The following is an 18,928-nucleotide window of genomic DNA, read 5'->3' on the forward strand; positions in this document are numbered from 1 at the left end:
GTCTCGATCTCACCACAAAGTCAGCACGAGTAGCAGCGCCAGTCCAGCGGCAACGGCAGTGGAGAAGGAGGACAACGCCACCACGCGCCAGGGAACCGGCAGGAGATCACGCACCCGGATGCCCAGGCCGAGGCCGAACATGCCCGCGGCGAGCAGCACCAAGCCCGCATTGTCGATGGCCGGCCGGGCAGCGTCCGGCACCAGCCCGGCGGAAGCGGCCACGGCGGCGAGGAGGAAGCCGACGACGAACCACGGCAGGAGCGGGGCCCGGCGGGGGACCGCGGACGGCGAGCTGAGTGCTGCGGCGGCTGTGTCTGGTGCCGGCTGGGACCGGTCGTCGCGCCAGCGCGCGGCCACCACTGCTGGGGCCAGCAGCGCCACGCGGAGCAGCTTCACCGTCGTGGCGGACGTGAGGGCCACAGTGCCGGCCACGGAAGCGGCCGCCACCACCTGAGCGACCTCGTGGATCGAAGCGCCCGCCCAGACCCCGAGTTGCAGGTCGCTCAGCTGCAGGGCGTTCGCGGCCAGGGGCAGCGCCAGAATCATGACGGTTCCGAAGATCGTCACCATCGCCAAGGCGAGCGCGACATCGCGATCGCGGCGGCGGATGCCTGATTCCACGGCGGCGATGGCCGCGGCGCCGCAGATCGCGAAGCCCGCAGCGACCAACGTCACCAGGCCGCGCTCCAGCCCGAGGCGATCGCCCACCCAGCAGGTCACGGCGAAGACTGCAGCGGTGGTCACCACCGCCACGACCACGCCGCGCCAGCCGAGGGCGGCAGCTGCCTCCCAGGTCAGACGGGTGCCGAGCAGCACCACGCCGAGGCGCAACATCGTCTTCGCACCGGGGGCGACGGCGGAGAGCGCCCGCACCGCCGGGGTGTTCGCGCACAGGGCGCCAAGAGCCAGCGCGATGAGGAGGGGGCTGATCAGCGGGGCCAGCAGACCGAGGCCCACCGCGGCGCCGGCGGCGAGCAACGCGGGCCAGGCGCGCAGGAGTGGCGGCCAGGGGCGCAGGAGTGACGCGGTCACAGTCCCGCCCGCCGCCTGGTGGTGCGATTGGCATGCACCGACCACCGGGGCAGCCAGCGCGCCAGGGCACCGCCCGCAGCCGGCCCGAGGACGCCGGCCGCCCAGATCCCCGCCGCCAGCGATCCGAGCGCGGCGCCGGCGGAGACCACCAGCGGACCACCGGCAGCGCCGGTGTCGGTCAGTACCCGCCACATGCCGAGGAATCGCGCCCTGCCGGCGGCCGGGGCGACGTCGGAGCCGAGGGTCATCAGGATTCCCGCGGTCATGCCATTACCGAAGCCGAGAACGGCGGCCACCGCGGCCAGGCTGGCCGGCCCCACGGTGAAGGGCATGGCGAGCAGTGCCGCGCCCATCACGCAGGTGCCGGGCACCCCCACCCACAGGCGGCCCATGCGGTCCATCAGCTTGCCCGCCGGGTAGAAGAGCAGCATGTCCACCCCGCCGGCCAGGCCGTAGATCAGAGAGGTCACCGCCGGATCGAGCCCGAGGTACTCCCCCCACAGCGGGATGGCGGTCTCACGGGCGCCGCGGATCGCGCCGATCAGCAGCACACCCACACCGAGCGTGGAGAGCATGGAGCGGTAGTTCCGGGCGAGGGCGAGCAGGCTGGGCTCCGGCGCCAGCGGCGTCGCTTCCCCGGTCCCGACGCCGTCGGTGACGGCCGGGCTGCGCTTCTCCTCGCGGGAGAGCAGCACGGTGGCTGCGGCCGCCACCGAGGTCAGAGTGCCGAGGAGGTACACCGCGTGCACCTCGCCGCTGTAGATCACCAGAGCGCCGAGGAAGGGCCCGAGGAACTGCCCGATACGGTGCACGCCGCCGAGGGTGGACATCACCCGGGCGCGCTGCAGCGGCGGGGTGATCTCGGTGAGGTAGGAGTGCCGGGCCAGGTGGAAGACGGCGGAGGCCGCGCCGATGAGCAGGATGGCCAGGCCGAGGGTGATCAGCCCTGGGGAGAGGGCTGCGCCGGCGAAGCCGAGGCCCGCCACCACTGCGGCGACGAGCATGGCTCGCCGGTCGCCCACGCGCGCGGCGAAGGCGCCCGCGGGGAGATCGGCGAGGATCTGCCCGATGTGCAGCAACGCGGCGATGAAGCCGGCTGCCGCGAGACTCGCACCCAGTGAGGTGGCCGAGGGCGCGATCACCGGGACCATCGCGCCCACGCCGATCGCGTGGATGAACGCCGGGATCAGGGCGCCGAGCACCACCGAGCGGAAGGGGAACATCGGCCGGTGGGGAGCCTGCGGCCGGTTCACTCCGGAGAGGGGGCGTCGCCAGCTTCTGCGGCCGGCCGGAGCGGCTCGGTCGCGATGACTTCCAGGCTCGGTTCGCTGATCACCGGTTCAGTGGGCTGCCACAGGGAGGCTGGCTTGGGCCCGTGAGTCTCGGAGTGCGCTCCACAGCCGTGGTCCAGCGAGACCACCTGACCATCGGAGGGCGACCACTCGTTGGCACAAACGCCGAAGAGCCGCCGTGGGCTTCCGGCGAGCTTGAGGAAGAACCCGCAGGTGGAGCACTGTGACCGCGCGGCCTTGGCCTCGGGGGCCTCCGGGCCGCGGCTGTCGTACCAGCGGGTGAGCGCCTGCCGGCGTCCCTCAGCGGAGAGCACCCGCTCACGGCCGAGTCCCAGCTCGAAGAGCAGCTGGCCACCGAGCAGATCGGCATCGTCCTCGCTGGTGGCCTCGTAGCCCTGCTCGAGCCGGGGGTCGTCCTCGAGGTAGGGCAGCACATCGCCCGGGCCGACGTCCTCCGGGCTGAGCCGATCGGCCCAGGGCACCCACTCCGGCGCGAGGATGGCCTCCTCGCCCGGGAGCTGCTCCACCTCACAGACGGTGGCCCGGCGTCCGCGCGGCGGGCGCGCCAGCGTCACCGCCCAGCACCAGCCCCGGTAGCCCGGAGCGGTGGAGGCGAAGACGTGCGTCAGCAGCCGCTCGCCGTCGACGATGACGCCCAAGTGCTCACCGACCGCCTGCTCGCCACCGACATCGATGGCGGCGCTGCGTGCCAGGTCCACGGCAGCAGCGAGCACCGCCTCCTTGGTGGAGGCGGTCAGGCGGGCGCGGGTAATCGTCGCGGGCATCAGTCGGGCTGCGCCGAGGGTCTTACTTCTTGTTGCGGCGCTGGTGGCGAGTACGGCGCAGCAGCTTGCGGTGCTTCTTCTTCGACATCCGCTTGCGGCGCTTCTTGATGACGGAGCCCACTGAGGTACCTCGTTCGTTGGTGACAGGTGATGGGGGACGCTGCCGAAACAGCGCACAACCCCGAAAGTCTAACCGCTGACAGCGGCCGTGACAGTCGAGACGGCAGGTCGAGGCAGTGGCACTGCACTCAGCGCGCGGCGCTCCACTCGTCGCCGAGGCCGTCGGCGATGAGCTTCTCCACCGCGGCCTCGGGGACGCGGAAGGAACGGCCCATGCGCACGGCAGGGAGCTCGCCGGAGTGAACCATGCGGTAGACGGTCATCTTGGAGACGCGCATCAGGGCGGCGACCTCGGCCACGGTCAGGAACCGTGGGGCACCTTGCTGCTGGTCCATCTCCACCCTTGTCTCTCGTGATTGCCGCGAAGTCGCAGCGGTTACGCACATCGCAATATAGAGGTAAACCACCTCATCGGGAAACCTCTCCCGTCGCAGACGTCTCGCGAGTCGCAGTTTCCGGCCCCGCTCAGCCCGCCGCTGCCGCCCGCTTCCGGGGCCTCCACCCGGGCCCCGACCTGTGCCGCCACCCGCGCCCGCCCCTCGCCTCCACCCCTCGTCTCCACCCGGGTCCGCCCCCGCCTCCACCCGGCCCCACCCCTCGCGATTGAGGTCAGTTCGTGCCGGTTTCGAGGGCCGAATCGGCGTCAGAGCGGCTCCAACTGACCACAATCGATCGGAGGGGGCCGGAGGAGGGCCGGAGGAGGGCCGGAGGAGGGCCGGAGGAGGGCCGGAGGAGGGCCGGAGGGGCTGGTCAGTCCAGCAAGACGTCGAGGCCGTGCCCGGGGAAGACAGCCTGCCGGGTGGCCATGATTGCGCGGTCCACGGCGTCCTCGGGGTTGTAGCCGTCAATGAATCGCGGGAAGTTCTCCACCACCGAGGCCTCCACGCCGTCGGACATCGCACGCGGCGGATAGGGCTCGCCGGCTTCGGTCACCAGTTCGCGCCATCCGGTGGGCACCGGTGTCTGCGGATCGATCGGGGCACCGGCGACGACGGCGGCCAGATGTGACCACGCCCGTGGCACCGCGCTGAGCACGTCGTACCCTCCCCCGCCGGTGGCCAGCCAGCGAGCTCCGGCATCCGCGGCGAGCCGGGACATCATGATCGCGGACTGCCGCTGAGCATCGACCGAGACGTTCAGCCCGGCGAGGGGATCGTTGCCGTGGCAGTCGCAGCCATGCTGGGTGACCAGCACGTCGGGGGCGTGATGGGCCACGAGCGGACTGGCCACCGCATCAACGGCGCGCAACCACGCGGCATCCCTCGTGCCCACCGGCAGGCCGACATTCGCCGCCGTCCCGGGAGCCTCCGCTCCGCCGATATCGGTGGAGTAGCCAGTTCCCGGGAAGAGAGTGCTCGGGTGCTGATGCACCGAGACGGTCAGCACCCGGGGGTCATCCCAGAAGGCACGCTCCACGCCGTCGCCGTGGTGGGCATCGAGATCCACGTACGCGACGCGCCTCGCACCGTGATCCAGCAGCCAAGAGATTGCCACGGCAAGGTCGTTATACACGCAGAAGCCCGACGCGCGGCCGGCCATGGCGTGGTGCATTCCGCCGGCCAGGCTCAGCGCCCGCGTGGGGGCTTGGCCGAGATCACCGGGTCCGGCCGGCCAGATCGAGCGCGCCGCCTCCAGGGTGGCCCCGGCCAACCGCGCCGAGGCGGAGTGCATCTGGGCGAAGACCGGGTTCTCCTCGGTGCCCAGGCCGGCGTCGAGATCGCTGACCCCGTCGGCCTCGGCCCGCTTGACCGCGGCGATGTAGGCCGGGGTGTGCACCCGCTGCAGGTCATGGTCACCGGCCTCGGCGGCCGCGCGCATCTCCAGGCCCGACACCTCGAGGACGCCGAGGGCTCGCATGAGTTCCAAGGTCAGCACCAGGCGGACCGGGCGCATGGGATGGCCGGAACCGAAGTCATATCCGACGAGATCGTCGGACCACACCATCACCGACGACGACACAGGTGCCTCTCCATAGATGCCCACACTAACCACGTCTACGCCGGCCCAGGGCACGAATAGCGTGGCGAAGCGTCCGGAACGCGGATACCAATGCCTGGTCCGCGTCGGCTGACGATGCTGCGGGTGTGTGCCAGAGTTGGCGGGTGGTTCACGAGCATCACGCTCATCGTCACGGCGTCCCGCCAGAATCCGGCGTGGGGCCGGCTCCGCGCCGGCCGCGCCGCTCTTTACCCATCCCCCGAGGCGGGTTCATCCGCCGCGTGCAAGACGGCATCGACCACGTGGCGCGCCACTCGCCGGCCCGCCTGGCGCTGACGATCTTCGCCTCGATCATCGCGGTGATCACTGCGCTGCTCTCCCTGCCGCAGGCCACAGCCGGGGATGAGAGCGCCTCCTTCGCCGATGCGCTCTTCACCGCCGTCTCCGCGGTGTGCGTGACCGGTCTGACGGTGGTGCCCACCGCGGAGTACTGGTCGAACTTCGGCCAGACCGTGATCCTGGTGGCCATCAAGGTGGGCGGCTTGGGCATCATGACCCTCGCCTCGATCCTCGCCCTGGCCATCTCTCACCGCATCGGCCTGACGCAGAAGATGCTGGCCGCCTCGGAGACCAAGGAGGCCAGACTCGGTGAGGTCGGCACCTTGGTGCGCGCCGTCGTCATCGCCTCTCTGGTGATCGAGACGGTACTGACCCTGGTGCTGGTGCCGCGCTTCCTCGCGCTCGGTGACTCGATCGGCACGGCCATCTGGCACGGCCTGTTCATGTCGATCTCGATCTTCAACAACGCCGGGTTCGTCGTCCTGGTCGAAGGCATCGAGCCGCTGGCCGGCGACTGGTGGTTCGGGCTCCCCCTGATCTTCGGCGCCGCAGTCGGAGCCCTCGGTTTCCCGGTGATCCTGGACATCTCCAAGTCGCTGCGCCACCGCAAGAGGAGCCGCCGTCGCAGTTTCCGGGTGTGGCGCACCTGGACCCTGCACACCAAGCTGACGCTGGCCACCTACAGCATCCTGGCGGTGGCCGGGGCGATCGCCGTCGGAGCCTTGGAGTGGGGCAACGAGGCCACGTTCGGGGCTCTCGATCCGGTCGATCGGCTGCTTGCGGCGGGCGTGCACTCGGTGGCGCCACGTTCCTCGGGCCTGGCCACTGTGGACATCTCGGCCATGAGCGAGTCCACCTGGTTCGTGATGGATGCGCTGATGTTCGTCGGTGGCGGCTCGGCCTCGACCGCCGGCGGGATCAAGGTGACCACCTTTGCGGTCATGGTGCTCGCCATCGTGGCCGAGGCCCGAGGTGACCGCGACGTCGAGGCCTTCGGCAAGCGCATCGGTTCCTCCGTGGTGCGCCTGGCGGTGGCCGTGGCCTTTCTCGGCGCGACCCTGGTGGGTGCGGGCACCCTGGCGCTGTTGCTGATCACCGATTTCCGCCTGGGTGAGGTGCTCTTCGAGGTCATCTCCGCCTTCGCCACGGTGGGCCTGACCACCGGCATCACCGATCAGCTGCCCGACGCCGGGAAGTACGTGCTCTCGGCGCTGATGTTCCTCGGGCGCACCGGCACCATCTCCTTCGCGGCCGCCCTCGCCCTGCGCGAGCGGCGCCGGTTGATCCGCCGGCCGAACGAGCGCCCGGTGATCGGCTGACCCGGCCCGAGCGCCACCCGCCGCCTCGGGTAGGCGCCACCTTTGCCCCCTGCCGCGCAGAGAGCATGATGGGGGCATGAGCGATAAACGGGAGACCGGGACCCTGGTGGTGGGGCTGGGGCGTTTCGGTTCGGCCCTGGCCAACACACTGGACAAGCTGGGCCGCGAGGTGCTGGCGGTGGAGAAGGACATCGACCTGGCCCAGCAGTGGTCACACCGCCTGGCGGTGGTCGAGGCCGATGCCACCAACCCCGACGCCGTGCGCCAGCTCGGTGCGAAGGACTTCCCCGTGGCCGTGGTGGGGGTGGGCACCTCGATCGAGGCCTCGGTGCTGGTGACCGCGAACCTGGTGGACCTGAAGGTGCCGCAGATCTGGGCCAAGGCGATCTCCGCCGAGCACGGTCGGATCCTGCGCCGCATCGGCGCCCACCACGTGGTGTACCCGGAGTACGACGCCGGGGCGCGCGTGGCGCACATGGTCTCGGGCCGCATGCTGGACTACATCGAGATGGAGGACGGCTTCGCGGTGGTCAAGATGCGCCCGCCGCGCGAGACCCACGGCATGACCCTCGGTGAGGCCGGGATCGGCAGCAAGTACGGGGTGATGGTGCTCGGCGTGAAGTCCCCTGGTGAGCCCTTCGCCTACGCGGACTCCTCCACCCGCATCGGTCCGAAGGATCTGCTCATCGTCTCCGGTGACTCGGCGATGCTGGAGAAGTTCGCGCACCGCAGCTGAGCGGATGGTGCCGGCTTGCCGGGCCGGGCGCACTCCAGCGCACCTCACGCGAGGTCCAGACCCTCCAGGGCGTTCAGGCCGAGGAAGATCCCGAGCAAGAAGAGCACGAGGGCCACCGTGCCGTGGGCGTGCTTGCTGAGGAAGCCTTCGAGCCTGCGCAGCAGCGGTTCCAGGTGCCGGTGTGCGAGGACCCGCCCGAGCAGGAGCAGCAGTGCCGGGGCGATCATCACCGCGCAGTACAGCAGGAGCAGGCCTGCGGACGCCGGTGCGCCGGGGTCGGCGCCGGCCACCAGGCCGATGCCGGCCAGGTACGGGATGAGCGTGGCGATCTCCAGCGCCACGGCGCTCAGCGCCAGGGCGAGCAGGGCCGCGAGCCCGCCCCGGGCGCCCTCCCCCACGGCGCGCTCGCGCAGCCGGCTCACCCGGCCGCTGCTGCCGCGCGCAGCCTCGCGCTCGCGTTTGCGTGCCTTGCCGGCCTCGGTCATCGGGTCCAGGCGTAGCGAGAACAGGATCAGTCCCGCGGCGAGTGCGCCCTGGGCCAGCAGAAAAACCGGCTGCTCGCGCCAGCTCTGCACCTGGTTCAGGGCCACATCCCCCACGGTCAGCAGGGCGGTGAGCAGCGCGAGCCCGATCAGCAGGTAGGCCCCGGCCACCACGGCCAGATAGATCAGCACCCGCCCGGCGCGCAGCCGCCCGGGGCTGAGCAGCAGCCACAGCGGGATCAGTAGGGTGCCGAAGCTGGTGGAGTCGATGAGCGCGAGGATGGCGAGGACGCCGGCCAGGCCGCCGCCCTCGGGCACGCTCAGGGAGCCGGTGAGGCCGAGCGGCCCGGCCAGGTTGAGTGCTCCGGTCCCGCCGAGCGGCCCGGCCAGGTCGAGTGCTCCGGCCCCGCCGAGCGGCGCCAAGAAGGTCAGAGTGTCGATCACCCCGGCATCCTGGGCCGGCGCCGCCCCGGCGCACATCGGCCAAAGGGTGGGAGGCCAGGGCACTGACCGCCGCGGTCTCGATCTTTCGATGGAGGACGGCGGCCGCGCGCTGTGCTGCAATCGGCACATGAACCGTGAGCTGCGCGCGCATCTGCACTCCACGGGCTACGTGGTGTTCGCGGCGCTGACGCTGCTGGCCGGCTGGTACGAGCGGGCGGGCTTCCTCCCCTGGGAGAGCTGGGGGCTGGAGCCCGCGCCGTGGTGGCATGGTCTGACACTGGCGGCGATGGCCGGGGCACTGGCCGCGAAGGTCCGCTGGCCCACGCTCGCGCTGCTCTGCGGCGCCGGCGTCGTCCTCGCAGATCTGAGCTTCGGGCTGAGCATCGGGGTGGTGCTGTGCCTGACGGATCTGATCTACAACCAGGTGCTGCGCGCCTCGCCGGCGCAGGTGCGGCGGGTGCGGGTCGGGTCACTGACGGTGACGGCGGCATTGGTGGCGCTCACGGCGGTGGTGGATGCCGGGCTCTCCCCGCTGAATGCGCTGCTGCTCTGCGTGGGCGTGCTGTTCGTGCCGCTGTGGTGGGCTTCGGAGGTGCGCCAGGGCTATCCGGCCATGCAGGACCGTGCGCTGAAGGAACGGCTGGCCGCGGAGCGGGAACCGGCACTGGTGGCCGAGTACGAGCGCCGCCGGCAGGGCTCGATCGAGGCCGAGCGGCGCCGCATGGCTCGCGAGCTGCACGACGTCGTCTCCGCGCAGGTGGCTTCGATCGCGCTGACCTCGGGCGGGGTGCTGCACGCCGAGCCGGAGTCCGCGCGGGACCGCAAGGCCCTGGAGACCATTCGCGCCACCAGCGTGGAGGCGCTGGAGGAGCTACGGCAGATGGTGCGGGTATTGCGCGGTGAGGAGGACGGCGGGGCCGGCGAGTTGCTCACTGAGGTGACCTGGGAGCAGGTACTGGCGCGCGGCCGGGCGTCCGGTCTGTCCATCGACGTCGACGGCGCGCCCCCTGCGCTGCCCCCGGCCCCGCGCGCGGTGCTGCTGCGGGTGCTGCAGGAGTCCTTGGCCAATGCGGCCAAGCACGGCGACGGCGCGGCTCGGGTGGAGCTGAGCAGCGGGCGGGGCGCGCTGACGCTGCGCGTGGCCTCCCCGCTGCCCGCGGACGGGACGGAGGGCGGGCTGGCGGCCACGCTCAGTGGCGGGACCGGGCTGGCGGCTATGCAGGAGCGAGTGCAGCTAGTGGGTGGACGGTTGCGCACCGAAGAGGAGGCAGGGCGATGGTTGGTGGAAGCGGTACTGCCGATGAAGCCGGGTCAGCCATGATCACGGTGGTGATCGCCGACGATCACGCCACGGTGCGCAGCGGGCTGCGTCTGCTGCTGGAGAGCGCAGGGGACATCGCGGTGGCCGGTGAGGCCGCCGACGGCGCGGCCGCGGTGACGCAGGTGCGGGCACTACGCCCCGATGTGGTGCTGATGGACGCGCGGATGCCCGGCACGGACGGCATCGCGGCCACCCGGCAGATCGTGGCGGAGTCCAGCGCCGATGTGCTGATGCTGACCACCTTCGACCTCGACGAGGTGGTCTTCGGGGCGCTACGGGCCGGAGCTGCCGGTTTCCTGTTGAAGTCCGCCGAGCCGGCCGACCTGGTCGAAGCGATCCGGCGCGTGGCTGCCGGGGACGGCGTGGTGGCACCCGAGGTCACCCGGCGGGTGCTGGACGCCTTCGCCGGGCGGGGCGGCGGATCTGCGGACAGCGGCAGCGGACCGGCGGGCAGGGATGACGACGGCGTGAGCGGTGGCGGCGACTCCGGTGGCGGAACCTCGGCTGCCACTGACCGGCTCGCGGTGCTCACCGCGCGGGAGCGGGAGGTGCTCGCAGCACTGGGGCGCGGGCTGAGCAATGCCCAGCTGGCGCGGGAACTGGTGATCACCGAGGCCACGGTGAAGTCCCACGTCTCCAGCGTGCTGGCCAAGCTGCACCTGAACTCCCGCATGCAGGCCGCGGTGCTCGCCCGGGAGTGCGGGCTGGGGTCCTAGCCCACCCATCCCGGCGCCGCCATCAGTTCGCGGATGTCATCGACGAGTCGCGCGGTATGGAAGCCGTCGGCGGAGGCATGGTGCACCTGGACGGCCAGCGGCATGTACGTGCGCCCGTCCCGGTCGATATGCCGGCCGATCGTGAAGATGGGCAGGAGATGCCGAGTACCGCCGTCGATCTGTAGCGAGAATCCGGTGAAGTGCGTCCACGGCAGGCTCGAGACGTCGAACACGTGCGGCGGCAGCTCGCCCTGCGGGAACATGGTGGTCGCTGAGGCCGCCTCCGCGAGGACATCGGCAGTGCGCTCGTGGAAGGTGACGAAGTCCGGGTCGTACTGCGACCAGACCACAGCGAAGGTCTCGCGCGTCGCGTTGAACACGGTGAACGCTGGATGCACGACGGGCCACGTCGCGGGCGCGCCCACCTCGGTGAGCGCCATCCGGAACTCACCGCGACGATTGACGGCGTTCGCGATCGCCCAGATCTGCGCGGGGTACGTCTTGCGCCCGGCGCGTCGCAGCGCCGCGAGGAGCTGCGTCACGTCGATCTCGACGGTGATGGCGTAGGTGCACGGCACCTGCTCGCGGTAGTGGTCGAACGTCTCCCGGCGAGTCCAGGTTTCGAGGTCGATCGGTTCGGGCAGGATCATCCGGCCATCTTCACAGCACCGCCCAGCACCTCGCGAGGAGTTTTCGGTGCACCACTGGGCGGCGCGCCCTGCCTGGGTGCAGCAGGGCCTTCTCCACGGGCTCGCATCGCGCGAGGCTCAAGCCATGACTTCTCACCCCGCCTCCGCTCCGGCCGGACGGATGGCCGTCCGCGCTGCCTCCGACCCCAGCCCGCCCGTTCCGTCCCCTGCCGCCACCACCCTCATCACGGGCGCGCAGGTGTGGCGACCCGCCTACATCATCCGCGAGGATCTGCACCTCGCGGGCGAACGCCTGACGGCCTCCCTCACCGAGCCGGCCTCGGAAGTAGTTGATGCCGGCGGCACCTATGCCGTACCGCTCATGGTGGACACCATCGTGAATCAGCTGCCGCCCCAGCACCGGCGCAGCTACGACCTGCTGCCCGGCAACCTCGCCACCTTTGCTGTGGTCCACCGCCCGGTGAGTGCCTCCCAGGTGCGCTCGATGCTCGTCGTCTCCCCCGCCGACCTGCTCGGGGTCTGGGTCTCGGGACAGCTCGAGGCCTGGCAGGGCGAGCCGACCCGGAGCGCCGGCGAAGACCTGGCCGATCCCGCGGTCAGATCCGCCTGGACCGGGGCCTGGCGGGACGCTCGCCGCGATCTCGTGCAGCATCTCCTGCCGGATGGCCGGTACTCCGAGACCCGCGGTGGTCGCCGGGACGCCTACACCGGCCGGTACTGGGTGCACGGCACCCGGATCACTTACTTTGACGATTCCGGCTTCTGGGCCTTCGGCGAGCTGGTTGACGGCGTGCTGCACCACGCCGGTTTCGTGATGGTCCGGCACTGACCGCGCAACCAGGGGGCGCCAGGGCCTGGTTGGCCCACGACTCGCGCCCTAGCGTGGGGCCATGAGCAACTCAGAGCTCGGCGCGTTCCTTCATGCGCGCCGTGGCCAGGTTCAGCCCGGCGACGTCGGACTGCCGGTGCAGACCTCCCGCCGGGTGCCGGGCCTGCGGCGCGAGGAAGTCGCCATGCTGGCCGGCGTCAGTGTCGACTACTACACCCGCCTGGAACAGGGGCGTGAGCGCAACCCCTCACCGTCGGTGCTGAATGCACTTGCCACAGCGCTCTGCCTCGACGCCGATCAGCGCCAGCACGCATTCCGTCTTGCGGAGCTGGCTCCGGTGGCCGCGACTCCGGTCCGGCACGCGGCACCAGACGCCTTGATCGAGTTGCTCGAGGCCTGGCCGCACACTCCGGCGATGGTGATCAGCCACCAGCTCGACGTGCTCGCGCACAATGCCCTCACGGCCGCGCTATACGCCGACTTCGAGCGGGTCGACAATCTCGCCCGTATGACCTTCCTCGATCCGGCAGCCACCCGCTTCCATCTTGAGTGGGACCGGGCCGCGGAGGCGACTGTGGCCAACCTCCGGCTGGCGCTGGGGCATGTGGAGTCCGCAGACTCCGTGCGGCAGCTGGTGGTCGAGCTCTGCGCCGGCAGCGCACAGTTCCGGCGCCTGTGGGCCACCCACGATGTGCGCGGCAAGACTCACGACTCGAAGCGTTTCTCGCACCGCGACGTCGGTGATCTCACGCTCGACTACCACGCCTTCGAGGTCCGGGGCTCTGCCGGCTGGCAGCTGGTGGTCTACCACGCTCCTGCGGGCTCACCCAGCGCCGAGAAGCTGACCTTGCTGGCCTCACTGCACGCCGCACCTGTCCGGGACGCCCGAGGGATGCCCTCCGCGCCGCCGGAAGGTTAAGGACGAGGGTCGCGGCGTGCGGAGCAGGGCAGGGGAACCCCAGCGGCGCACTACTCAGGCGCGCAGGGCCTCGCGCACGATCACCAGGGCCTCGCCGGTGCTGATGCGCAGGGAGCGCACGGCCCGGGCGTAGGCGCGCGCCGCCTCGGCAGCGGCCTCCCGGTCGGCTGCGGTGGGCTGCTGACCGCCGCCGGGGCCCGTGACGAAGGTGCCCGAGCGGCCCCGGCCGACGATCAGGCCGTCGCCTTCGAGCTCGCGGTATGCGCGGGCCACGGTGTTCGGCGCGATACCCAAGTCCCCCGCTAGGCGGCGCACGGTGGGTAGCCGGTCCCCTTCGCTGAGAGTGCCATCGGCGATCTGCGCGGTGAGCTGGGTGCGCAGCTGGGCGAAGGGAGGCTCCTCGGAGTGCGGGTCCAGGCGCACCATCAGTTCGCCTCCGCCCCGGTTTCAGGAGCGACGGTGGACCATAGGCGCCGGTTGAACTGGCGCATCACTCCACCCGCACTGGCAATCGCGACGGCGGCCGCCATGATGGCCAGCAGAGGCAGCACGTAGCCGACGAACAGCAACCAGCCGGTCCAGTCCGGCCCGATCTCCCCGGTGGCCGTGGCCGTCGCCGAGGCCGCGTTGTCTAGCGAGGCGGCGGCGATCAAGAGTGACAACGCTCCGACGAAGGCGGGGGGGATAGCCAGCGTGTAGAGGGTCTCAGCGCGGATCGCATCCTGCCAGTAGAGCTCGCGCTGGTCGCGGGCCGGCTGCGGGGCATCGAGCACCCGTTTGATCGCGAGCGCGAAGAGCAGCGCCAGCACTGGCACCGCGGCCAGGAGGAACGGGACCGGGCTGCGCCACAGCGTCGCCGCATCGAACCACTGCGACTGAGCGAGCGCCAGGGATCCGGCCAGCACCACCACGCTGACACCGACGAAGAGCCCGCTCACCACCCGCGTCTGTGGCGCCACATAGTCGGCGAAAGTGGGCGAGGTGGCGCGGGCGAAGCGCGGTCCGTCGGAGACATCGCCCGGCCACACGATCTCCACCACCGCCAGGCACGCGGCGCTGAAGACGACCAAGAGCGACAGCACCAGATAGAGGGCACCGGGCTGCTCACGCCAGCCAGGCCAGAACTGGCTCACCAGGAGCCAGACCACGCCAGCGATCAGGATCCCGACACCGGTGGCACGTTCCCGTCGCGCGGCGCGCTCTCGCAGCGCCGGCAGGCGCTCGGGTGGCACCTGCCCGCCGGCCTTCCGGCTCGCCCGCCAGGTGAGGAACGAGGCGTACCGCCGACTCCGGGGCAGCAGGGTGATGAGCAGCCCGGCCACCAGGATCACGAGCGCGTCGATCATCATGAGGACCTCCTTTGTGTTGACACAAACGTAGGGCGATGGCGGTTTTGTGTCAACACAGAACGAGAGTGTCAGCGCCGATCTACCCCGGCACGGAACTCTTGACCGTCTCGACCGCCTCGGATACATGCCGCCGCCAGCCACCCTCGCCGCCGGCGTCGTGCCAGTTCTTCAAGGCGGCGAAGAGAGCCCCGCCGATGCCGCCGAGCAGCACCCGCGCTTGCGGGAACGTCAAGTGCCCGGCCTTCGCGGTGATCTCGGCCAGCCCGTCGACCATCTCCTCAAGCATCAGATGCGCCGCAGCCCGCACCGAAGGGTTCTGCAGGCACAGCCGGATCCGGGCCAGTGTGGCCTCCTCTTCGACGACGAAGTGGGCCTCACCTACCAGCTCGAGCGCCCCCTCGAAGGCCTGCCACGGAGTGAGCCCCTGGTGCAGGAAGTGGGTGAGCCCGGTGAGGACCTGGTCGTCGAACTCGTCATGGAGGACCAGGCCCTCTTTGGTGCCGAAGTAGCGGTAGACAGTGCTGGCCGAGACCTCGGACCGTTCGGCGACCTCCTCGACGGTGACCGCCTCGAAGCCACGCTCGAGGAACAGGCCCAGCGCGACGCTCTGCACGTGACGCATCGTGGCTACCTTCTTGCGCTCACGCAGGCCCGGCCGGGGCGGCGGCGGCAGGTCGGGAGGGGTCGGCACAGCATCTCCAAGCTTCAAGTGATAGTCACTGTCAGAGTATCCGGTACAGTCACTGTCATGAGCGAGTCACTTTCAGATTTTGTCGTTCGTGCCGAAGGCCTGTACAAGAGCTTCGGCACCTCCCATGCGCTGGCCGGGCTGGACCTGCACGTCCGCGCCGGGGAGGTGCACGGCTTCCTCGGCCCCAATGGGGCCGGCAAGTCGACGACGATCCGCGCCCTGCTCGGGCAGCTTCGCCTCGACTCGGGTACCGCTGAGGTGTTCGGCGTCTCCCCCTGGCACGAGCCGGTGGCCATCCATCGACGCCTCGCCTACGTGCCCGGGGACACCTCGCTGTGGCCGGGCCTGTCCGGCGGGGAGTGCATCGACCTGCTCGGCGGCTTCCAGGGGACCATGAACCCCCAGCGCCGCAATGAGCTGATCGAGCGCTTCGAGCTGGACCCCACGAAGAAAGCGCGCACCTACTCCAAGGGCAACCGCCAGAAGGTGGTGCTGGTCGCCGCTCTCTCCTGTGAGGCCGAGCTGTTCGTGCTGGATGAGCCCACTTCAGGCCTGGACCCGCTCATGGAGTCCATCTTCCAGCAGGTGGTCGCCGAGCTCAGTCGCGACGGACGAACGGTGCTGCTGAGCAGCCACATCTTGGCCGAGGTGGAGGCGCTGTGCGACCGCCTGACCATCATCCGTGGCGGGCGCACCGTCTCCAGCGGCACGCTGGCCGAGCTGCGCGCCGGCACGCTGACGTCCATCGAGTTCATCTCGGCGCAGGCCCCGCGTGAGCTGGCGCAGATCGATGGCGTCACCGAGCTCTCCCACGAGGAGCACGCCCAGGGGATCCGCACCACTCTGTTCACCACCCACGCCGCGCTGCCCGCCACCGTCGCTGCCCTCAGCACCGCCGCACCCCGTGATCTGGCCGTGCACCCGCCGAGCCTGGAGCAGCTCTTCCTCGAGCACTACCAGGACCCCACCGCCGCAGATGGGGCCGAGGTGCCCCGATGAGCACCCGTCTGCGAGGCCTGACGACCGGCGCCGCGGGCCTGACCCGGCTGGGGCTGCGCACCGGCGGGATCGGCCTTCTTCTGATCGTGGTCGTGGCCGCCGGCCTGGTCACGCTGACGGCCGCCAGCATTGCGGTGCTGTACGACGACCCCGGCGAACGGCTCGTGTACGCCGAGACCATCGGCGCCTCGCCGGCCGCGTTGGCTTTCAACGGCCGCGGCTACGGGCTGGAGACCATCGGCGGGATCTCCGCACTCGAGGTCGGTTTCATGGGCCAACTGTTGTTCCCGCTGCTGGCCATGCATGTGGCAGTGAAGCACACGCGCCGCGAGGAGGAGGCGGGGCGCACCGAGGTGCTCACCGCCGGGCAGGTGGGCCGCCTGGCCCCGCTCGCGTCCGGCGCGATCCTGCTCGCCGGGACGTGCCTGGCCATTTGCGCCCTCATGCTCACCGGGCTGGTGGCGGTCGGCGTGCCCACCGCGGCCTCGGCCTGGTATGCGACGAGTGTCGCGCTGGTCATGGCCTTCTTCGGGGCCGCCGGACTGCTGCTCGGGCAGCTCGCCCAGTCCGCCCGCACCGCCTACCTGATGGGCCTGGGCCTGCTCACCGGCGTCTACCTGCTGCGCGCGCTGGTCGACGGGCTCGGTTGGGACGCCGTGTGGCTCAGCCCGCTGGGTTGGCTGCCCGAGGTCCGTGCCTTCGCCGAGCCGCAGGCCTGGCCGCTGCTCGCCTATGCCGCGAGCGGGGCGGCCCTGCTGACCGGAGCGGTGGTCATCGCCCGCGGCCGCGATCTGGGCGCCGGGGTGCTCACTCCTCGGCCAGGGCCCGCGCGGGCCCGGCCGACGCTGGCCACCGTGCCGGGGCTGACCTGGCGGATGATGCAGGGACCGACGCTCACCTGGACGGTGATCGCGGTGCTGTGGGCCGCCTGCTTCGGCGCGCTCAGTCAGGAGATGTCCGAGCTGATCGACGCGAACCCCAACCTGGTTGAGGCTCTGGGCGTGGGCAGCGGGGTCGACATCGTCACCAGCCTGGCCGTGGTGGTTATCTGCTTGGCGGCTACTGCGGTGGCAGCGCAGGGTGCGGGCCGGCTGAGCACTGAGGAGTCATCCGGACGGCTGGGGGCGCTACTGGCCACCCGGGTGCCGCGGCTGCGGCTGTGGCTTGGCTGGTGGGCCGTGGTCACCGCACTGTCCCTAGCGGTGTTGGCGCTGGGCACCGCGAGTCTGGGCTTGGCGACCTGGGCGGTGACTGGTGATTCCGCCGCCGTGGGCCATGCGCTCGGAGTCGGCGCCGGGTACGCCGTGCCGGTGGCTTTCGTGGCTGCGGTGGCCGCCCTGCTGGGTGCGGCGGCGCCGCAGCTGGCAGGACTGATCTGGCTCCTGGTCGGGTGGATCGTCGTGGTCGGCTTCCTGGCCGAGACGCTGCGCCTGCCCGGTTGGGCCCGAGACCTCTCCCCGCTGCACCTGGTGGGCACGTTGCCGCGGGAGGACCCTGCGCTGACGGCCGTGCTGGGACTGGGCGCGGGCGCCGTGGTGGCCTTCGCAGTTTCGGCGCTGACCATCCGACGGCGCGACCTGCGCGCGGGCTGAGACTGACGATCGCCCCACGCGCCGGGCGAGGGCTTTGACCAGCCCGGCCCCACCCGCCACCATTCCTCCCCATGGACTTCACCTTCGACGCCGAGCTGTGGCGGTGGGAGGTGCGCACCGACACGTGGACCTTCGTGTCCCTGCCGGCCGAGGTTGCGGACGAGATCCTGCATCTGGCCGGGCCGATTGAGCGCGGCTTCGGGTCGCTGCGGGTGGAGGTGACCGTGGGCGGCACGGTGTGGCGCACCTCGATCTTCCCTTCGGATGAGACCTACGTGCTGCCGATCAAGAAGGCGGTGCGTACCGCAGAGCGCCTGGCGATCGGCGAGACGGTGTCGTTGCGCCTGCGCCTGGTGGATCTGGAGGCCGCCGGCGAGGCGGGGCCGGGGCGCCACCAGCCATAAGCTGCCGCTGTGCACTTCGGGATCGGGGATCTGACAGCAGAGGACGTCACAGCGCTATTGCGCGAGCATCTGGTGGACATGTACGCGACCTCGCCGCCGGAGAGCGTGCACGCGCTGAGTACCGACGCGCTCCGGGATCCTGCGGTCAGCTTCTACACCGCGCGCAGCGAGGACGGCGCACTGTTGGGCTGCGGCGCGATCAAGCGCCTCAGTGCGCAGGCCGCCGAACTCAAGACCATGCGCACGGTCCGGGCGGCGCGCGGGCGCGGCGTGGGGTCCGCGATGCTGCGGCACCTGGTGGGCGTTGCCCGCGAGCGGGGCTACGCCACCGTGTACCTGGAGACCGGCTCGATGGACTACTTCGCCGCGGCTCGACGGCTGTATGCCCGCCATGGTTTCGTCGAGACCGGCCCCTTCGGTGACTACACGCCGGATCCGATGAGCATCTTCATGAGGTTGGAGCTCGGATCACCGGCTCCGCAAGAAAAGCTCTCGCACAAGCCGGCGTGACGCGGGAAGGTAGGGCCCATGGTTTCCTTCATCTCCCATACGACGATCGACTGCCAGAACGCCTTCCAGCTCTCCGAGTGGTGGAAGCAGGTGCTGGGTTATGTCGATGTTGCTGACGACCCGAACGAGCCCGGTCACGAGGCGTGCATGATCGTCCGGCCCGACGGCGGCCACTCTCTGCTGTTCCTCGAGGTGCCCGACAAGAAGCAGGACAAGAACCGGATCCACCTCGATCTCCGGCCTGAAGAAGGGACACGTGACGAGGAGCTGGACCGGCTGCGCGCACTGGGGGCCACGGAGGTGGCCGACCATCGCGGCAAGTACGGGCCCGGCAGCGGCTGGGTGGTGCTCGCCGACCCGGAGGGCAACGAGTTCTGCATCCTCCGCAGCGAGGCCGAGGTGGCCGAGCAGGCGGGGTGACGTCCTCGTCGTTCTTACCGCGGGGAGAACGACCCGGTTCG

The 18,928-nt window shown here is 70.8% G+C and carries 22 protein-coding genes; 11 read left to right on the plus strand and 11 right to left on the minus strand.

Annotated elements, in window-relative coordinates; all coding sequences use genetic code 11:
- Window positions 1–9 precede the first annotated feature (9 nt).
- From EDD31_RS03470 to EDD31_RS03495, 6 genes are all read right to left on the minus strand, one after another.
- Window positions 10–1,032, minus strand: a complete 1,023-nt coding sequence (locus tag EDD31_RS03470) for a putative sulfate exporter family transporter (RefSeq protein ID WP_170163169.1) — start codon at window positions 1,030–1,032, stop codon at window positions 10–12.
- Window positions 1,029–2,285, minus strand: a complete 1,257-nt coding sequence (locus EDD31_RS03475) for an MFS transporter (RefSeq protein ID WP_245990837.1) — start codon at window positions 2,283–2,285, stop codon at window positions 1,029–1,031. Before EDD31_RS03475 ends, EDD31_RS03470 begins: the two co-directional genes overlap by 4 nt.
- Window positions 2,282–3,109: a DUF3027 domain-containing protein gene (locus tag EDD31_RS03480; RefSeq protein ID WP_123302927.1), complete on the minus strand. Its 828-nt coding sequence runs from the start codon at window positions 3,107–3,109 to the stop codon at window positions 2,282–2,284. The genes EDD31_RS03475 and EDD31_RS03480 overlap by 4 nt, the downstream gene beginning before the upstream one ends.
- Before the next feature lie 22 nt (window positions 3,110–3,131).
- Entirely contained in the window at window positions 3,132–3,230 is a 99-nt protein-coding gene (locus tag EDD31_RS03485) for a 30S ribosomal protein bS22 (protein ID WP_109274628.1), read from the minus strand.
- Between the two features lie 127 nt (window positions 3,231–3,357).
- A complete protein-coding gene (locus tag EDD31_RS03490; protein WP_123305083.1) occupies window positions 3,358–3,564 on the minus strand; it encodes a helix-turn-helix domain-containing protein in 207 nt (68 codons plus the stop codon).
- A 415-nt stretch (window positions 3,565–3,979) separates the two neighbouring features.
- Window positions 3,980–5,173: an acetoin utilization protein AcuC gene (locus tag EDD31_RS03495; RefSeq protein WP_123302928.1), complete on the minus strand. Its 1,194-nt coding sequence runs from the start codon at window positions 5,171–5,173 to the stop codon at window positions 3,980–3,982.
- Between the two features lie 248 nt (window positions 5,174–5,421).
- Here EDD31_RS03495 and EDD31_RS03500 point away from each other — a divergent pair, with 248 nt between their 5' ends.
- Together EDD31_RS03500 and EDD31_RS03505 are read left to right on the plus strand one after the other, a co-directional pair.
- Complete coding sequence (locus tag EDD31_RS03500; protein ID WP_123305085.1) at window positions 5,422–6,825, plus strand: TrkH family potassium uptake protein; 1,404 nt, start codon at window positions 5,422–5,424, stop codon at window positions 6,823–6,825.
- A 76-nt stretch (window positions 6,826–6,901) separates the two neighbouring features.
- Window positions 6,902–7,561 carry a potassium channel family protein gene (locus EDD31_RS03505; protein ID WP_123302929.1) on the plus strand — a complete coding sequence of 220 codons (660 nt, stop codon included), beginning with the start codon at window positions 6,902–6,904 and terminating at the stop codon, window positions 7,559–7,561.
- Between the two features lie 44 nt (window positions 7,562–7,605).
- Here the strand turns inward: EDD31_RS03505 and EDD31_RS03510 are convergent, their stop codons facing one another.
- Window positions 7,606–8,487 (minus strand): GAP family protein, encoded by an 882-nt coding sequence (locus tag EDD31_RS03510; RefSeq protein WP_170163170.1) that lies wholly within the window; start codon window positions 8,485–8,487, stop codon window positions 7,606–7,608.
- 127 nt (window positions 8,488–8,614) lie between these two features.
- On the opposite strand from EDD31_RS03510, the gene EDD31_RS03515 reads away from it, so the two are divergent.
- Both EDD31_RS03515 and EDD31_RS03520 read left to right on the plus strand, forming a co-directional pair.
- On the plus strand, window positions 8,615–9,808 hold the full coding sequence (locus EDD31_RS03515) for a sensor histidine kinase (protein ID WP_170163171.1): 1,194 nt from the start codon (window positions 8,615–8,617) through the stop codon (window positions 9,806–9,808).
- Window positions 9,805–10,524: a response regulator transcription factor gene (locus EDD31_RS03520; RefSeq protein WP_123302931.1), complete on the plus strand. Its 720-nt coding sequence runs from the start codon at window positions 9,805–9,807 to the stop codon at window positions 10,522–10,524. The genes EDD31_RS03515 and EDD31_RS03520 overlap by 4 nt, the downstream gene beginning before the upstream one ends.
- Here the strand turns inward: EDD31_RS03520 and EDD31_RS03525 are convergent.
- Entirely contained in the window at window positions 10,521–11,174 is a 654-nt protein-coding gene (locus EDD31_RS03525; RefSeq protein WP_123302932.1) for a CatA-like O-acetyltransferase, read from the minus strand. The two genes, EDD31_RS03520 and EDD31_RS03525, sit on opposite strands and share 4 nt — an antisense overlap.
- 124 nt (window positions 11,175–11,298) lie before the next feature.
- Here EDD31_RS03525 and EDD31_RS14945 point away from each other — a divergent pair, with 124 nt between their 5' ends.
- Window positions 11,299–12,003 carry an Atu4866 domain-containing protein gene (locus EDD31_RS14945; RefSeq protein ID WP_245990847.1) on the plus strand — a complete coding sequence of 235 codons (705 nt, stop codon included), beginning with the start codon at window positions 11,299–11,301 and terminating at the stop codon, window positions 12,001–12,003.
- 61 nt (window positions 12,004–12,064) lie between these two features.
- Window positions 12,065–12,922, plus strand: a complete 858-nt coding sequence (locus EDD31_RS03535) for a helix-turn-helix domain-containing protein (RefSeq protein WP_123302933.1) — start codon at window positions 12,065–12,067, stop codon at window positions 12,920–12,922.
- Window positions 12,923–12,976: 54 nt separating this feature from the next.
- On the opposite strand, the gene EDD31_RS03540 is transcribed toward EDD31_RS03535, so the two are convergent.
- From EDD31_RS03540 to EDD31_RS03550, 3 genes are all read right to left on the minus strand, one after another.
- The gene (locus tag EDD31_RS03540; protein WP_123302934.1) at window positions 12,977–13,348 is read right to left on the minus strand and encodes a GntR family transcriptional regulator; all 372 of its coding nucleotides are present in this window, start codon (window positions 13,346–13,348) and stop codon (window positions 12,977–12,979) included.
- Complete coding sequence (locus tag EDD31_RS03545) at window positions 13,348–14,271, minus strand: hypothetical protein (RefSeq protein ID WP_123302935.1); 924 nt, start codon at window positions 14,269–14,271, stop codon at window positions 13,348–13,350. The genes EDD31_RS03540 and EDD31_RS03545 overlap by 1 nt, the downstream gene beginning before the upstream one ends.
- Window positions 14,272–14,350: 79 nt before the next feature.
- Entirely contained in the window at window positions 14,351–14,962 is a 612-nt protein-coding gene (locus EDD31_RS03550) for a TetR/AcrR family transcriptional regulator (RefSeq protein ID WP_211336044.1), read from the minus strand.
- Between the two features lie 57 nt (window positions 14,963–15,019).
- On the opposite strand from EDD31_RS03550, the gene EDD31_RS03555 reads away from it, so the two are divergent.
- The 5 genes from EDD31_RS03555 (at window position 15,020) to EDD31_RS03575 (ending at window position 18,887) form a co-directional block, all read left to right on the plus strand.
- Window positions 15,020–15,961, plus strand: coding sequence for an ABC transporter ATP-binding protein (locus EDD31_RS03555; protein ID WP_123302936.1), 942 nt, complete (start codon window positions 15,020–15,022; stop codon window positions 15,959–15,961).
- On the plus strand, window positions 15,958–17,553 hold the full coding sequence (locus EDD31_RS03560) for an ABC transporter permease (RefSeq protein ID WP_123302937.1): 1,596 nt from the start codon (window positions 15,958–15,960) through the stop codon (window positions 17,551–17,553). The genes EDD31_RS03555 and EDD31_RS03560 overlap by 4 nt, the downstream gene beginning before the upstream one ends.
- A gap of 71 nt (window positions 17,554–17,624) precedes the next feature.
- The gene (locus EDD31_RS03565) at window positions 17,625–17,957 is read left to right on the plus strand and encodes a DUF1905 domain-containing protein (protein WP_123302938.1); all 333 of its coding nucleotides are present in this window, start codon (window positions 17,625–17,627) and stop codon (window positions 17,955–17,957) included.
- Window positions 17,958–17,966: 9 nt separating this feature from the next.
- Window positions 17,967–18,467: a GNAT family N-acetyltransferase gene (locus EDD31_RS03570; RefSeq protein WP_245990849.1), complete on the plus strand. Its 501-nt coding sequence runs from the start codon at window positions 17,967–17,969 to the stop codon at window positions 18,465–18,467.
- An 18-nt stretch (window positions 18,468–18,485) separates the two neighbouring features.
- Window positions 18,486–18,887: a VOC family protein gene (locus EDD31_RS03575; RefSeq protein WP_123302939.1), complete on the plus strand. Its 402-nt coding sequence runs from the start codon at window positions 18,486–18,488 to the stop codon at window positions 18,885–18,887.
- The last annotated feature ends 41 nt before the right edge of the window (window positions 18,888–18,928 follow it).

The sequence above is a fragment of the Bogoriella caseilytica genome (genome assembly GCF_003752405.1).
In the GTDB taxonomy this organism is placed as follows: Bacteria; Actinomycetota; Actinomycetes; order Actinomycetales; family Actinomycetaceae; genus Allobogoriella; species Allobogoriella caseilytica.